Source organism: Mycobacterium mantenii, from assembly GCF_001667865.1.
Classification (GTDB): domain Bacteria; phylum Actinomycetota; class Actinomycetes; order Mycobacteriales; family Mycobacteriaceae; genus Mycobacterium; species Mycobacterium mantenii_A.
In genome coordinates this window covers 1-16093 of the sequence record NZ_LZJP01000013.1, presented here as the reverse complement: position 1 = coordinate 16093, position 16093 = coordinate 1, and the positions used below count along the sequence as shown (strand labels likewise).

General features: G+C 66.3%; 13 protein-coding genes. 5 read left to right on the top strand and 8 right to left on the bottom strand.

Annotated elements, in window-relative coordinates; translation table 11 throughout:
- Positions 1-82: 82 nt before the first annotated feature.
- From A5688_RS02080 to A5688_RS02065, 4 genes are read right to left on the bottom strand one after another with little or no spacing between them, the layout of a single operon-like run.
- Positions 83-508 carry a molybdenum cofactor biosynthesis protein MoaE gene (locus A5688_RS02080; RefSeq protein ID WP_067835608.1) on the bottom strand — a complete coding sequence of 142 codons (426 nt, stop codon included), beginning with the start codon at positions 506-508 and terminating at the stop codon, positions 83-85.
- Positions 505-987 carry a MogA/MoaB family molybdenum cofactor biosynthesis protein gene (locus tag A5688_RS02075; RefSeq protein WP_067835617.1) on the bottom strand — a complete coding sequence of 161 codons (483 nt, stop codon included), beginning with the start codon at positions 985-987 and terminating at the stop codon, positions 505-507. The genes A5688_RS02080 and A5688_RS02075 overlap by 4 nt, the downstream gene beginning before the upstream one ends.
- Positions 984-1514 carry a cyclic pyranopterin monophosphate synthase MoaC gene (gene moaC / locus A5688_RS02070; RefSeq protein WP_067914573.1) on the bottom strand — a complete coding sequence of 177 codons (531 nt, stop codon included), beginning with the start codon at positions 1512-1514 and terminating at the stop codon, positions 984-986. The genes A5688_RS02075 and moaC overlap by 4 nt, the downstream gene beginning before the upstream one ends.
- 8 nt (positions 1515-1522) lie before the next feature.
- On the bottom strand, positions 1523-1723 hold the full coding sequence (locus tag A5688_RS02065; protein WP_174320979.1) for a hypothetical protein: 201 nt from the start codon (positions 1721-1723) through the stop codon (positions 1523-1525).
- A 156-nt stretch (positions 1724-1879) separates the two neighbouring features.
- Here A5688_RS02065 and A5688_RS02060 point away from each other — a divergent pair, with 156 nt between their 5' ends.
- From A5688_RS02060 to A5688_RS02050, 3 genes are all read left to right on the top strand, one after another.
- The gene (locus A5688_RS02060; protein WP_067914571.1) at positions 1880-3091 is read left to right on the top strand and encodes a PAS domain-containing protein; all 1212 of its coding nucleotides are present in this window, start codon (positions 1880-1882) and stop codon (positions 3089-3091) included.
- A gap of 75 nt (positions 3092-3166) precedes the next feature.
- Positions 3167-5425 carry a helicase-associated domain-containing protein gene (locus A5688_RS02055; RefSeq protein WP_067914569.1) on the top strand — a complete coding sequence of 753 codons (2259 nt, stop codon included), beginning with the start codon at positions 3167-3169 and terminating at the stop codon, positions 5423-5425.
- A 49-nt stretch (positions 5426-5474) separates the two neighbouring features.
- Positions 5475-7124, top strand: coding sequence for a DNA repair helicase XPB (locus A5688_RS02050; RefSeq protein ID WP_067835615.1), 1650 nt, complete (start codon positions 5475-5477; stop codon positions 7122-7124).
- Between the two features lie 56 nt (positions 7125-7180).
- Here the strand turns inward: A5688_RS02050 and A5688_RS02045 are convergent, their stop codons facing one another.
- Positions 7181-7675, bottom strand: a complete 495-nt coding sequence (locus tag A5688_RS02045; RefSeq protein WP_067835612.1) for an STAS/SEC14 domain-containing protein — start codon at positions 7673-7675, stop codon at positions 7181-7183.
- 136 nt (positions 7676-7811) lie between these two features.
- Here A5688_RS02045 and A5688_RS02040 point away from each other — a divergent pair, with 136 nt between their 5' ends.
- Positions 7812-8996, top strand: a complete 1185-nt coding sequence (locus tag A5688_RS02040) for an FAD-binding domain (RefSeq protein ID WP_067914567.1) — start codon at positions 7812-7814, stop codon at positions 8994-8996.
- 44 nt (positions 8997-9040) lie between these two features.
- Here A5688_RS02040 and A5688_RS02035 read toward each other — a convergent pair whose 3' ends face one another.
- A complete protein-coding gene (locus tag A5688_RS02035) occupies positions 9041-10186 on the bottom strand; it encodes a thiolase family protein (RefSeq protein ID WP_067835598.1) in 1146 nt (381 codons plus the stop codon).
- 76 nt (positions 10187-10262) lie between these two features.
- A complete protein-coding gene (locus tag A5688_RS02030; RefSeq protein ID WP_067835610.1) occupies positions 10263-10676 on the bottom strand; it encodes a Zn-ribbon domain-containing OB-fold protein in 414 nt (137 codons plus the stop codon).
- 332 nt (positions 10677-11008) lie between these two features.
- On the opposite strand from A5688_RS02030, the gene A5688_RS02025 reads away from it, so the two are divergent.
- Entirely contained in the window at positions 11009-12283 is a 1275-nt protein-coding gene (locus A5688_RS02025; protein WP_131812168.1) for a hypothetical protein, read from the top strand.
- A 36-nt stretch (positions 12284-12319) separates the two neighbouring features.
- On the opposite strand, the gene A5688_RS02020 is transcribed toward A5688_RS02025, so the two are convergent.
- Positions 12320-16093: amino acid adenylation domain-containing protein (locus tag A5688_RS02020; protein ID WP_120312443.1), on the bottom strand; the 3774-nt coding region annotated here is incomplete at its 5' end.

Genomic DNA, 16093 nt, shown 5'->3' with positions numbered 1-16093 from the left:
CTCCCCGCACGCCCCGAAACCCTCCTGTTCGGGGCGTGTCGGGCACGGCGGACCATTCCGGCGGCCGACCGCGCCTAGGGCGTCAGGCCGAGCCCACCCACTCCTCGGTGCCGTCGGCGAAGAATTGGTGCTTCCACACCGGTAGCCGGGCCTTGATGGTGTCCACCAGGTGCGCGCAGGTGGCGAACGCGGCCTGCCGATGATCGGCCGCGACCGCCGCCACCAACGCCGCCTCCCCGATGCGCAGCGCGCCGATCCGGTGGCTGGCGGCGACGGCGCGCACGCCGCTGGATTGCTCGGCCACGTCGGCCACCACCTCGGCGATGACCTGGTCGGCCGAAGGGTGCGCGGAGTATTCCAGCCGCACCACCCGGCGTCCGCCGTCGTGGTCGCGGATCATTCCGACGAAGCCGACGACGGCCCCGGCCGACTGATGGCCCACCAACTCCTCATGTTCAGCCAGCGAAATCGGGTGCTCGGTCATCGCTGCGCGCAGGACGAGCGTCATCGCTGGTGATCTTTACCGGCGAGTTGATCGAGCGCGTGGTCCAGCACGTCGGCGAGCACTCCAAGACCGTCGCGTACCCCGCCGGGCGAACCCGGCAGGTTGACGATCAGGGTCTGACCGGCCACCCCGCACACCCCCCGCGACAGCACCGACGTGGGCACCTTCGGCAGGCCCGACTGGCGGATCGCCTCCGCCAGCCCCGGAATCAGGTAATCGACGACGGCCACGGTCTGGTCCGGCGTGCTGTCGCTGGGCGAGATGCCGGTGCCACCGGAGGTGATGATCACGTCGACGTCGGCGTCGATCGCCGTGCGCAGCGCCTCGCCGACCGGCGGCCCATCGGCGACCACCTCGGGCTGCACGGCCGAAAAGCCCCGCTCTGCAAGCCATTCGGCGATGATGGGACCGCATCGGTCGTCGTACACACCTGACGACGCACGAGTCGAGGCGATGATGACGCGGGCTGAACGGGAGCTCATGGGCGTGCCCACTTTCCGGTTTTGCCGCCTTCCTTGCGCAGCACTCGAATGTCGTCGATCCGTGCCGCCGGGTCTACCGCCTTGATCATGTCGTAGAGCGTCAGCCCCGCGACGCTGACCGCCGTCAACGCTTCCATCTCCACCCCCGTGCGGTCGGTGCTTCGCACCGTTGCGATGATCTCGATCTCAGACTCGCCCAAGGTGAAGTCGATGTCGACCCCCGTAAGTGCGAGCTGATGACACAGCGGGATGAGGTCGCTGGTGCGCTTCGCGGCCTGAATGCCGGACACCCGCGCGGTGGCCAGCGCGTCGCCCTTGGGCAGGCCGCCAGTCGAGATCAGCGCCACCACCTGCGCCGACGTGCGCAGGACACCCGCGGCGACCGCGGTGCGCTTGGTGGCCACCTTCTCGCTGACGTCGACCATGTGCGCCGCCCCGTGGTCGTCCAGGTGTGACAGGGCGCCCGAGCCGGAATCTCCCGACGCCCAGGTCGCCGGGGCTTTCGAGGCGTCAGAGGCCCTGGCCATCCGGCGGCCTACCGATTGACGACGGTGACCGGGTGCAGATAGGGCAGATCGGTGGAGGGCAGCGGGAACACCAGCTCGCCGAAGGGCGACAGCGCACCCGTGCGATCGGTCACGAGCTCACTGACCGCATGGTCGTCGGGGTCCGTCGTCGGCCACCCGTTGTCGACGTACTTGGTCTTGCGTGCTTTGCCCTCAGCAGTGTCAGCCACGAGGTCCATTCTGACAGGTGGCCCGAGGGTATGCGGCGGCAAGGCCTCAAGTATGGGCGCCTTGAAACGTAATGCGACAGTTGACCACCGCCGAGTTACGCTGAAACGACCGTGCCAGTTGTGCTAGACGCAGCCGCGAACAGTCCGGTTTTTGCCGTGACGGCTGCTCCTTACCTGCTCCTGGATGCGAAACTCAACATCCGGGCCGTCAACGACGCCTACCTGCGGGCGACGAGTCGCGAGCGAGACGAACTCATCGGCGCGCACATGTTCGACGCTTTCCCAGATAATCCCGCCGACGCTGCGGCCACCGGTGTGCACAACCTGCAGGCGTCGCTGAGCCGGGTCCTGCGGGACGCGGCGGCGCACCAGATGCCGATCCAGCGTTACGACGTCGTGCCCAGCGGCAGCGCCGAGTTCATCCCCAAGATATGGAGTCCGGTCAACTCTCCGATCACCGACGACGAGGGCCGCGCGGTGGGATTGCTGCACCACGTCGAAGACCTCACCGAACTGATAGGCGATGGGATCGACGAGACTACCGAGGTCCGCGCCCTTGCCGTGACGGCATTGCGCTATCGGAGTGTTCACGATCTCCTGCTGGAGGAGAACTCGCGGTTGACTGATGCGCTGATCGCGGTAGGCACCTCGCGCGGGCCGGCCGGCCGTACGGCGTCAAGCCAACGACGTCGCCGGCTCTGGCGGCTGCTCGCGGCGCGCACCGGCGAAAAGTCCCGGCGCGGGTGGTCGGCGTCGTTATGCGCGCTCGCCGTGGAAGCATTCGACACCGTCGTTGGTGCTGCCATTTCGGTGCGGAACGCGCCTGGGCAGCTCGCACTCCTGACCGCCAGCGATGCGCGCGCAAGCAAGATGGAAGAATTGGGCGCCGTGCTGGGGGAAGGCCCCCTACATGCGGCGCTGCTCAGCGGTGTTCCGGTGCACGTCGCCGACATAGCGAGCGACCGTGCCCTCTGGCCTGGCTACGCCACGGCCGCCCTCGACCTCGGCATCGTCGGAGTGTCGGCATTCCCGATGCCGCTTAGCAGCGACACGGCGGGAACGTTCACCGTCTACCGCAGCCAGCGCGGGCAAGCTCCCGACGACGCCGAGTGGATTGACACCGCGATCGCGGCCGATCTGGCTGTATCGGCTCTGCTCGCGGACGGAGTGCATATCGAATCGCAACTAGGCATCGACGACCCCTACCTCAACGTGACCATCGCCGCCGGGATGCTCAGCTCCCGACTCGACATTTCCCTGGACGACGCCGTGAATGAGTTGCGCCGCCATGCTGGTCGTACGAACGTCCCGGTGCGCCACTTCGCCGCAGAGGCGATCCGACGCTGGAGCGGCCACCCTCACCGCTAGGCGCCGTTCAACCGAACGATTCCGGCGACCAGAGCGTCTGCTGGGCGCCCGCAACCTGCTTTACGCTGGTCAGCAATGACCGAGAACACCCCGGATATCCCGCTGGGGTCGTGGCTGGCCGAGTTGTCCGATGAGCGGCTGATCCGACTGTTGGAATTGCGGCCGGACCTCGCCCAGCCCCCACCCGGCAGCATCGCCGCGCTGGCCGCGCGCGCCCAGGCCCGCCAGTCGATCAAGGCCGGCACCGACGACCTCGACTTCCTGCGGCTGGCCGTACTCGACGCGCTGCTGGTGCTACAGGCCGACGCCGAGCCGGTGCCGACCGCCAAGCTGCTGGCGCTGATCGGCGACCGCGCCCCCGAAACCGGCGTTGTGGACGCGGTCGACGACCTCCGGCAACGCGCCCTGGTCTGGGGAGAGGCCGCGCTGCGGGTGGCCGCCGACGCCGGGACGGGAATGCCGTGGCATCCGGGCCAGGTCATGCTCGAGGATTCCTCCCGCAGCGCCGAGCAGATCGCCGCCCTGATCGACGACCTCGACCAGGCGCAGCTCGACGTTCTACAGAAACTTCTCGAGGGCTCCCCGATGGGCCGCACCCGCGACGCGGCGCCCGGCGCCCCCGCCGACCGGCCGGTGCCCCAGCTGCTGGCCCTGGGCCTGCTGCGGCGCATCGACGCCGAGACGGTGATCCTGCCCCGCCACGTCGGGCAGGTGCTGCGCGGCGAGCAGCCCGGCCCCATGCGGCTGACCGCGCCCGACCCGGTGGTGTCGACCACCACGCCCGGCGACGCCGACGCCGCGGCCGCCGGGGCCGTCATCGACTTGCTGCGCGAGGTCGATGTCCTGCTCGAAACCCTTTCCACCGCACCGGTTTCCGAGCTGCGCAGCGGCGGCCTGGGCATTCGCGACGTCAAGCGGCTGAGCAAGGTGACCGGCATCGAAGAGCCGCGGCTGGGGTTGATCCTCGAAGTCGCGGCGGCGGCCGGACTGATCGCCAGCGGCATGCCCGATCCCGAGCCGGTCACCGGCGAGGCACCGTATTGGGCGCCGACGAACGCCACCGACCGGTACGCCGCGATGTCGGCCGCGGAGCGCTGGCAGCTGTTGGCGAGCAGCTGGCTCGACCTGCCCGGCCGGCCGGCGCTGATCGGCAGTCGCGGCCCCGACGCCAAGCCCTACGGGGCCCTCACCGACGGCCTGTACTCCACGGCCGCCCCGCTGGACCGCCGGCTGTTGCTCGGCATGCTGGCCGAGTTGCCCCCGGGTGCCGGCGTCAACGCGGCGGAAGCCTCGGCCGCGCTGATCTGGCGGCGTCCGCGGTGGTCCAAGCGATTGCAGCCCGGGCCCGTCGGTGATCTGCTCGCCGAGAGCAACGCCCTGGGCCTGGTGGGCCGCGGCGCGATCAGCACGCCCGGCCGCGCGCTGCTGGACGACGACGGCGATCCGCAGGTCGCGATCGAGGCGATGAACCGGTCGTTGCCCCAACCGGTCGACCATTTCCTGGTACAGGCGGACCTGACCGTGGTCGTGCCCGGGCCGCTGGAACGCGACCTGGCCGAGCAGCTGGCCGTCGTGGCCACCGTCGAATCGGCCGGCACCGCGATGGTGTACCGGGTCAGCGAGCAGTCGATCCGGCATGCACTCGATGTCGGCAAGACCCGCGACTGGATGCATTCCCTGTTTGCCAAGCATTCCAAAACGCCGGTGCCTCAAGGGCTTACCTACCTCATCGACGATGTTGCGCGACGGCATGGGCAGCTGCGAATCGGCATGGCCACGTCGTTCGTGCGCTGCGAGGACCCGGCGCTGCTGGCCCAGGCAGTGGCCGCACCGGCGACGGAAGAGGTGCAGTTGCGGGCCCTGGCGCCGACGGTCGCGGTGTCGCCGGCGCCGATCGGCGAGGTGCTCGTCGCGTTGCGGGCCGCGGGCTTCGCTCCGGCGGCCGAGGATTCCTCGGGCGCCATCGTCGACGTCCGTCCGCGCGGCGCCCGGGTGGCCACACCGCAGCAGCGCCGGCCGTATCGCCCGGTCCGGCGTCCCAACAGCGAGAGCCTCAACGCGGTGGTGGCGGTGCTGCGCAAGGTGACCGCCGCCCCGTTCGGCAATATCCGCGTCGATCCGGCGGTCACCATGACGCTGTTGCAGCGCGCGGCCAAGGAACAAGACACCCTGGTGATCGGTTATCTGGATGCGGCGGGCGTGGCCACCCAGCGGGTGGTGTCGCCCATCACCATCAAGGGTGGCCAGCTGGTGGCCTTCGACTCCGCGTCCGGACGGCTGCGGGACTTCGCCGTCCACCGCATCACGTCGGTCGTGTCGGCCACCGCCCGATAATGGTTGGCATGCCCGCCGAGACGAACACAGCTCAGGAGGAGTGGCGCCATTGACTGACGGACCGTTGATCGTGCAGTCCGACAAGACGGTGCTGCTCGAGGTGGACCACGAGCAGGCCGGCGCGGCGCGCGCCGCCATCGCGCCGTTCGCCGAGCTGGAACGCGCGCCCGAACACGTGCACACCTACCGCATCACCCCGTTGGCGCTGTGGAACGCGCGCGCCGCCGGTCATGACGCTGAACAGGTGGTCGACGCGCTGGTCAGCTTCTCGCGCTACGCCGTGCCCCAACCGCTGCTGGTCGACATCGTCGACACCATGGCCCGCTACGGCCGCCTGCAGTTGGTGAAGAACCCCGCGCACGGGCTGACACTGGTGAGCCTGGATCGCGCGGTGCTCGAAGAGGTGTTGCGCAACAAGAAGATTGCCCCGATGCTCGGCGCCCGGATCGACGACGACACCGTCATCGTCCACCCCAGCGAGCGCGGCCGCGTCAAGCAGATGCTGCTCAAGATCGGTTGGCCCGCCGAGGATCTCGCGGGCTATGTCGATGGCGAGGCGCATCCGATCAGCCTGGCCCAGGACGGCTGGCACCTGCGCGACTATCAGCAGATGGCCACCGACTCGTTCTGGTCCGGCGGGTCGGGCGTGGTGGTGCTTCCGTGCGGCGCCGGTAAGACGCTGGTTGGGGCGGCCGCGATGGCGAAAGCCGGTGCAACAACGCTGATTCTGGTCACGAATATCGTCGCGGCGCGGCAATGGAAACGCGAGCTGATCGCCCGCACGTCGCTCACCGAGGACGAGATCGGCGAATACTCCGGCGAACGCAAGGAGATCCGGCCGGTCACCATCTCGACCTACCAGATGATCACCCGCCGCACCAAGGGCGAGTACCGGCACCTGGAGCTCTTCGACAGCCGCGACTGGGGACTGATCATCTACGACGAGGTCCACCTGCTGCCGGCGCCGGTGTTCCGGATGACCGCCGACCTGCAGTCCAAGCGGCGCCTGGGCCTGACCGCCACGCTGGTCCGCGAGGACGGCCGCGAGGGCGACGTGTTCTCCCTGATCGGCCCGAAACGCTATGACGCGCCGTGGAAGGACATCGAGGCGCAGGGGTGGATCGCGCCCGCCGAGTGTGTCGAGGTGCGGGTCACCATGACCGACAACGAGCGGATGATCTACGCCACCGCCGAACCCGACGAGCGCTACAAGCTGTGCTCGACGGTGCACACCAAAATCGCTGTGGTCAAATCAATCCTGGCGAAGCATCCCGGCGAACAGACCCTGGTGATCGGCGCCTATCTCGATCAGCTCGACGAACTCGGTGCCGAGCTGAATGCCCCGGTGATCCAGGGATCCACCCGGACCAAGGAACGCGAGGAACTCTTCGACGCCTTCCGCCGCGGCGAGCTGTCCACCCTGGTGGTGTCCAAGGTCGCCAACTTCTCCATCGATTTGCCGGAAGCCTCTGTGGCAGTGCAGGTCTCGGGAACGTTCGGATCACGCCAGGAGGAGGCGCAACGGCTGGGCCGGCTGCTGCGGCCCAAGTCCGACGGTGGCGGCGCCATCTTCTATTCCGTGGTGGCGCGCGACAGCCTGGACGCCGAGTACGCCGCGCACCGGCAGCGCTTCCTGGCCGAGCAGGGCTACGGCTACATCATCCGCGACGCGGACGATCTTCTGGGCCCGGCGATTTAGCCTGGGGCTCAGGGCCGCCGCTCAGCCCAGCGGCCGCGATATCGTCGACACCCCCGTCAGCAACGAATGCTATTGCGCTTCTTGGCATCCTTCGAAACGACGAACCGACCGAGGCTGACGAGACCAGCACCGACTCCACCGATGTAGGCCTTGGCCATATCGCGGACGGACACGTTAGCGCCTTCCGATAGCGAGGCTAGCCATGCGACGGCGTCATCGCGTTCATCGTTGCCGTACACCCGAAGCGGGCATGGCATCCAGGTACCGATGGCGCGGCTTGGTGCCCGAATCCAGCGGATATCACTCACGACGGCACAGCCGTCTAGCAGGCGCAGATAGGCCGACCCGAGTCGCGCGTCCGCCAACAGCGCTCCCGCCGTGATGCGCTGGAATTCCGGTCCGAACGCGTACAGCAGCCGCATCCGAGCCCCTGCGCGCCCTGCATTTTCGATCATCGGCGCGAAGACCCGCTCGTAATCTGCTGCGGTCACTGTTCCGACGGCCTCCAGTCCTTGCATGCCGGCGGGCATACCCAGAAGTTCCTTCAGCACCGCGGTCTCCTCTCCGTCGTCGACGGGCAAATCGACGCGCTCGCCCAGGCCACTCCAACGTCTAGAATAATAGCCCAGCGCAACTATTGCATAGTGCTATGATAGTCCGGACCGTGCTCGCCGCGGAGGTACGCCTATGAAGATCGCCATTGTCGGTGCTGGCATCGCCGGTCCAACACTTGCGTATTGGCTCTGGCGCCATGGCCACGAGCCCACCCTGATCGAGAGGGCGGCGCATCTTCGCACCGGCGGCTACGCAGTGGACTTTTGGGGCGGCGGGTATGCCGTTGCCGAACGTATGGGTCTTACCGCCGAATTGCACGCCGCCGGATACGCGGTCCAGGAGGTGCGAATCGTGGACCGGAATTCGCGCAAGGTAGGCGGCTTTTCGGCTGAAGCGTTCCGGCGCAACGTCGATGGCCGGTTCGTGACTGTCCCCCGCGGTGATTTGGCGGCCATGGTCTATCGCTCCATCGACAACCATGCCGAAACTCTGTTCGATGAAAGCGTTTCGGCCATCGAACAACACGACTCGGGGGTGCACGTGACCCTCGATCGCGGCGGGTCACGGCAATTCGACCTGCTCGTTGGCGCAGGTGGTATCCATTCGCCTGTGCGGGATTTGGTATTCGGCCCGCAACCCCAATACGAGGTCGACCTCGGCTACCGAGTCGCGGCGTTCGAGGCCGAGGGCTATCAACCGCGTGATGAACTCGTCTACCTCGCGCACACCATGCCCGGCCGCATGGTCGCACGATTCACGATGCGCGGCGATAAAACGATGTTCCTTTTTGTTTTCACCTCTGATCACATGAGCGGCCCCGATCCACAGGATGTGCCACAGGCCAAGACGACCCTGCGTGAGGCTTTCGGCAACGTGGGCTGGGAATGTCCGGAGATCTTGCGCAAACTCGACGAGACCTCCGATCTGTACTTCGATCGCGTCAGCCAAATCGTCATGGACCGCTGGTCGAAGGGACGTGTAGCGCTCATCGGTGACGCCGCGGCCGCGGTCTCGCTGCTGGCCGGTGAGGGAACGGGTCTCGCGATGGTGCAGGCCTACATACTGGCCGGCGAACTCAATCGCGCAGCAGCCAATCACCAGGATGCGTTTCGTCGCTATGAGCGGCGGCTGCGTCCGATCGTTGAGGCCAGGCAGCGGTCGGCGCGGGCATTCGCCACGATGTTCGCGCCGAAGACGGCGCTGGGCGTGTGGACCCGCAACCAGGCGTCGAAACTGCTGAACATTCCGCGGCTGGCCGATTGGGCCGTCCGCAGCGAATTCCGCGACGACATCGCATTACCCGACTATGCCGCATAGCCGGGCCGACCGCTTGACCTGAGAAGCGTTGCGAATCGGGCGATTCAGAGTGACAAAATGGTCGCCGATGCGGTGCCGGGCGCGCCGTACACCTGGGCCAGGCCGACGCGCGGGTTGCCGGGTACCTGACGCTCCCCCGCCTCGCCGCGCAACTGCCGCACCAGTTCGTGCATCTGCCGCAGCCCCGACGCGCCAATCGGCTCGCCGTTGGCGATCAGCCCGCCGTCGGTGTTGACCGGCATCGAGCCGTGGATCTCGGTGGCGCCGTCGGCCAGCAGCTTCTCCTGCTCGCCGTCGGCGCACAGACCGGTCTCGGCCATGTGGATCACTTCGTTGCCGGCGTCGGTGTCCTGCAGCTGGGCGACGTCCACATCCTCTGGGCCGATGCCTGCGGCTTCGTAGGCCGCCTTGGACGCGTATACCGTCGGAGAAACGTCCTCGTCCAACGGGGCGAACGTGGCATGCACCTCGTATGCGCCGAACGTGCGGGTGCGTATCTCGCAGGCGCGCACATAGACCGGCTTGTCGGTGTACTTGTGCGCGATGTCGGCGCGGCACATGATGACGGCCGCGGCGCCTTCGTCGGGCGCGCAGAACATGTATTGCGTCAGCGGGTAGTTGAGCACGTTCGAGTTGAGGATCTCCTCGACGGAGATCTCCTTGCGCCGGAACGCATTCGGGTTCAGCGCGCCATTGCGGAAGTTCTTGTTGGCCACTCGCGCCAGCGTCTCCTGCGAGATGTTGTGGTCGTGCAGGTACTTGTTGGCCTTCATCCCGAAGAACTTGGTGGTGACGAACTGGCCGTTCTGCGCGTACCACTGGGGCAGCGCCAGCTTGGCGGGGTCATCGGTGAACGCGCCGCGCGGGTGCTTGTCCAAACCGATGGCGATGCCGATGTCGTACTTGCCCAGCCGGATGGTGTCGGCGGTCTGCTGGATCGCGCTGGCCGCGGTGGCGCAGGCGTTGAACACGTTGGTGAACGTGATGCCGGTCAACCCGACCAGGCGCGTCACCGCGTCGGGGTTGGACACTTCGTGGCTGCCGCCGAAGCCGAACTGGATGTCTTTCCACTGCAGACCGGCATCGGTGAGCGCGCTTTGGATGGCCTCGGCGCCCATCTGCATCGCGGTCTTCTCGAACCTGCCGAACGGGTGGAGGCCCACGCCGATGATGGCGACGTCGTTGGTCATCTCAAATCCTCCCTGGATAGATGGCGGCGACCCGCTTCGCCCGGCTGCGCCGCCCTCGTGATCGCCATGAGTCCGCCTAGACCGGCTGGAACGCGAAGGTGATGATTTCGGCGCCCTCGGCGTCGGTGGTGAGCGGCACCATGGTGAGCTCGACTTCCTGCCCGAACTGCAATTTGGCCGGGTCGTTCTCGGTCAGCCGGCCCTCGACGCGGATGACGTCACCGAGCTGGACCAACCCGACACCGAACGGCACGAAGTCCTTGCCGGTCGGGCCGGCATAGGGGGCTCCGGGCGGGAAGCCCTGGGTGGTCCACGCCACCAGCGTCCCGCGGCGGGGCAACAGCACGTCGGACATCTCGCCGGCGCTGCACCGCGGGCACCACTGCTGCACCGGGAAGGTGGTGGCATCACAGCTGCCGCATCGGCTGCCGATCAGCTGCGGGCTCTCATCGGGCCAGGTAGAGATCTCGGGGGCAAGTGCCTTCTGCATCGAGGGATCCTCCAGGATCGTGCACAATCCGCCAACAGAATATTGCTCACTGAACCGTATAACAGGTTTCCGAAAAGTGGAAACCGCATTCTCGGAAGCGACCGGGAGCCTGGGGGCGCGCCCGCGCGCAAGCATCGGTTCACCGACGGCGATTCCGCGGCCGGCTGAGCCACTGGGTGGTTGGCCCCGGTCGTGGAACACCATCCGTTCGGAAGCCGTAGCAATCAGGTATTCACGACGCGGGGCGGGCCGCCGGGCCCATATTTTGGGGTATACCAAGAGTTCTCAACTGGGCCTGATGAGCCGGTACGCTTAAAAGCCATCGTGCGCGCTTGCCGATCAACCTGGAGAGCGATATGGACGTAGGCCGTGTTGGCAGCTTGCTCATCCACGCACTGGAGCCGGTACTGCGTGGCGAAGACATCGCATTCGTGGTCACATTTCGCGAAGGCTACGATCCCGATCGCTTGTGGGCTTCGTACGAATCTCTGGTGCGCCGAAACCCTGCCTTACAAGTAGCCCTCAAACCTGTTGGCAATTCCTATTCGTGGGAATCCATCGATTCTGCGGAGCTCACCGCCGCCCTCGACCAACAGCGCGCACACTTCTCACAGCCATTCTCCTTCGAGGAATTACTTTTGCCCGCTCATGCGCTGCGGCCCCCGCTACCCATTCAGATCTCGCGGGTCGGCGACAGGGAAGTCTGCTTCCAGATGAGCCACGCGTTCACCAGCGGTCGCGGCGCCCTGCAATGGATTGAATATTGGCTCGCTGCCACCGATGGTGAATGCGCCGCTGTCGACCAGAAAGTGGACCATCCGGCGGGCCGCTTCCGCTCCACCGCCCCTTTAGTCGGACTGGCTCTGTTGCCGTTTTATTTCCTCAGCTTTCTCGCCAGGGCGGGTCTGAAGCAAGCCCGCAAAACAGTCGACCTCACCCATGGCAAGACGCCGATTCCCCACGATAAGGGCTACGCGTCCCGCACCTATCGATTCTCTGAGCAGGAGACGACTCGGATCCTGGACAAGGCCCACGCCCTCGGTCTCTCGCTGCACCAATACGTTTGCCTCGCGGTCGGCGAAGCAATGCTTTCCGCCCACCCCGAGAAATCGCGCGTCTGTATCGCCGTCCCCACCGATCTCGCCCGCTATGCACCCGGTTTGCCACATACCGTACCCGGCAATTTCACCGGCAGCCTGTCGGTGCAATTGCGCCGGGGAGCGCCACTGCATTCGCAGGTGGCCCGGCAATTTCGCTGGTTTCGCTGGGGAATCGATTACTGGCTCACCCGGGTCATCGGTTTCTTGTCCGCGAACCAGCAGAAACTTTTGAAAACCGGCGCCCGTGCTGCGTCGCTTCCTGTCCTGCACCGCGGACCGTTTCAGGACGTTTCCTGCGCCGTGACAAACATCGGTAGCATCAAATCTCCGGCAATCTGCGCTCAAGTCGAGTCCGGCACCGGCACCACCAAATCCCAAACGGTTCTTTTCACCGTATTCAGGTTGCACGGCCGCCTGACCGGCAATGTCACGTTCGCCAGGGACCTCTATGACACCGATGAAGTGTTCGCCATTGCCGATGCCGCTCTGGCGAAGCTTGATTCGTGACGCGAAATAGCCGTTTGCGAACGTTCCTCAAGCGGCCTAAAGCAATCCGAGCCGCTGCAGGTCGGTCACATATTTGATGATGATCGGTGCCGAGACGTGCGGGATGTCTGGGCTGTCCTTATCAGGGCCTACTTTCGCCTCTTGCACCGCGGCACGGAATCGGTCGGCCGAGGCGAGGAAGCCGCGCACCGGCCTTGCCGGCTGAAAATCGATCGAATGATTGGAGTTTCGCGACGGCAACGCCGACAGCGGCGAATGCTGACGCTGCCGCTCCGGCAGGGCACGCAGGGCGGTCTCAAACCGCTCTAACCACTCCCCGAAGTCATCGATGCGTTCGATCGGGTAACCGGCCTCGATCAACCAGTCGACGTACTCGTCGACTCCAATGCCGTCGTCATGCGGATTCATCACGTGATAGGTCTCGAACCCATCGATTGCCCCATTACCCAGCGTGGTGATCGCCTCGGCAACGAATTCGACGGGCAACCCGTCAAAGTGTTCCCGTCGCCGATTACCTTGGGCGCCAACGGGGTAGAACGAAGCCGGCGCTATGCCGGTGGCTACCAGGCCCAGCACCATCCGAGTGAATATGTCCGACACGTTCAGCTGACCCGCATAAGTGGTGCCGGCCAGGATCATGCCGCAACGGAACACTGTGACCGGCAGCCCGCACAGGTCGTTGGCCTCGCGCAGCAACACCTCGCCGGCCCATTTGCTTGTTCCGTAGCCGTTGACGTTGCCGCCGTTGTTGATTCGCGCGGGACTGATGACGCGGATGTCCGCATCCTCGGTGAACGCCGACGGCTCAATCTGGTCGCCCACGTTGGCCGTCGACACGTAGATGTACGGCTTGAGCTTCGTGGTGAGAGCGCACCGGATCAGTTCGGCGGTCCCCACCACGTTGGGCCCGAACAGCTCGGCGTAGGGCAGAACGCTGCTGACCACCGCCGCGGGATCGACGATCAGATCGACGGTGGCGGCCAGCCGCTGCCAGGTCTGCTCGTCCACGCCCAGGTTCGCCTCGCTTTTGTCGCCGGCAATGACCTGCAGATGATCGGCGGCCAAATCCTGGAAGTGGCGTAGTAGCTTCGGGTCGCCACTGTCGAACGTCTTTTCCAGACGCCGCCGCGCATCTTCGTTGGACTGGGCTCGCACCAGGCAGACCAGGGTGCCACCGACCGATTCCATGCGCTCGAGCCACTGCAGGGCCAGGTAGCGCCCAAGGAATCCGGTCGACCCGGTCAGCAAGACCGTCCGCACCTCGGCGCTCGGTCCGGGCAGCGCCGGGGCGCCGTTCAGGGTTGCGGCGTCGATGAACTTGTCCAACGTGAGGTCGCCCGCGTAGACCTCAAAGGCGTTGCGGCCGTGCACGGACGCAAAGCTGGGCCCGGTCAGCGGGGTTGCTCCCATCGAGCCGCCATCGCTCTCCAACTGCTGACTCAGGCTTGACACCGACGGCGCGCGGAACACGGTTGACACCGCCAGGTCCGCATCCAGGCTGGTGTTGATGGCGGCGATCAGGCGCATCGCCGACAGCGAGTCGCCACCGAGATCGAAGAAGGAGTCGTCGACCCCGACGCGCTCGAGCCCGAGTACCTGGGCGTAGATGCCGGCCAGGGTTTCCTCGAGAGGACCGGCCGGGGCGCGGTAGCGGTTGGCATCCTGGTATTCGGGTGCCGGTAGGGCGCGGGTGTCGAGTTTGCCGTTGGGTGTCAGCGGCAGTGTCTGAAGCACCATTACCGCGGTCGGGATCATGTAGGACGGGAGCCGTTCGATCAGCTGAGCCCGGATCTCGGCGGAGTCAGCGGTCCCGGTGATGTAGCCCACCAGCCGTTTGTCGCCGGGCCTGTCTTCGCGGGCGATCACCACCGCCTGGTCGATCCCCTGCAGCGCAAGCAATGCCGCCTGCACCTCGCCGAGTTCGATGCGGTAACCGCGAATCTTGACCTGCTTATCGGCCCGCCCAACGTATTGCACCTGCCCGTCAGCACCCCACCGACCCAGGTCGCCGGTGCGATACATCCGTGTTCCCAACCCGCCGAACGGACAGGCCACAAATCGCGACGCCGTCAACCCGGCCCGACGCACGTACCCTACAGACACGCCACGACCGGCCAAATACAATTCTCCGACTACGCCGGACGGCACCGGCTGTAACCACTTGTCCAGCAAGAATATTGCGGCACCCGGCATCGGCGAACCGATCGGCACCGCTGATCCCGGGACCAGGGGCGTACTGATCGAGGCACATACCGTAGTTTCCGTCGGTCCGTAGGCATCGACCATCACCCGACCCGGCGCCGCCCACCGCTCCACCACCTCAGTCGGGCAGGCCTCCCCGGCCACCACCAACGCAACCGACTCCAACCCCTCCGCCGGCAGCATCGCCACCGACGACGGGGTCTGGGTCAACACGCTGACCTTTTCTGCGGCCAGCAACGCGCGGAAGTCCTCCGGCGAGGCGGCCACCGGCTCCGGCACCACCACCAACCGCCGGCCCTGCAGCAGCGCACCCCAGATCTCCCAGACCGAGAAGTCGAAGGCGGAGGAATGACACTGCGTCCACACGCGCCCCGGCGGCAGTGCTTGGTCCAGTGACTCGATCAGCCAGGCGACGTTGTAGTGAGGAATGGCAACACCTTTCGGGACTCCCGTGGTGCCCGACGTGTAGATGATGTAGGCGATGTTCTCCGCCGCCGGCACCGCGAGGGCGGTACGGGGCTGAGCCTCGAGGGCGCCATCGTCGGCATCCACCACCGGCACATCCCAGCTGTCGAGCCGCTGGGCCAGATCGGTGGTGGTGATGGCGGCGATCGGCGCGGCGTCGGTGAGCATGAAATCGATCCGGGCATCGGGCAGGGCTGAGTCGATCGGCAGGTAGGCGGCCCCGGTTTTGAGCACGGCCAGCATCGCCACGATGGCCTGCGGGCATCGCGGGAATAGCAGGGCCACGCATTGTCCCGGGGCGGCGCCATAGTCGCACAGCAAGTGCGCCAACCGGTTTGAGGACTCATCGAGCTCGTGGTAGCTCCACGAGTGACCCTGGAAGGTGACCGCGATCGCCTCGGGTGAGCGCGCCACTTGGTCGGCGAACAATTCCGGGATCGATACCCGTGCGGGTGCGGGCTGGGTCAACACCGTCCGGTTGCCCCACTCGTTGAGGCGGGCGTGCTCGGATGCGCCGAGCAGATCGATCGACGACAGCCGCCGGGTGGTGTCGGCGGTCATTGCGTGCAGTACCCGCTCGAACCGCTCGATGAGTGTGTGGATGCTGGCCGGGTCGAACACGTCGGTGCGGAATTCCACCGTCCCGCCGATCCCCGCCGGTGCACCCTCTGGGGCCCATTGCTCGGTCAGGGAGAACGCCAAATCCATTCGGGCGGTATGGGTATCAGTCGGCAACGGTGTGACGTGCACATCACCCAAGTCCAGTTCTGGGGTGTCGTTGTTCTGCCAAGCCAACAACACCTGCACCAGCGGATGATGGGTCAACGACCGCGTCGGATTGAGCCGCTCCACCAGCACCTCAAAAGGCACATCCTGGTGCTCGTAGGCGGCCAGGCTGCGCCGGCGCACCTGACCCAACACCTCGGCCATGCTGGGATCACCGGCCAAATCGACCCGCAACACCAGCGTGTTGACGAAAAACCCCACCAGCTCATCGAGCGCCGGATCACCGCGTCCCGCGATCGGGAACCCCACCGCCACATCGCAACTGGCACTGAGCTTAGACAGCAACACCGCCAGGCCGGCCTGGATCACCATGAAACTGGTCGCGTTGTGCTCCCGGGCCACCCGTGCCACCCGCTG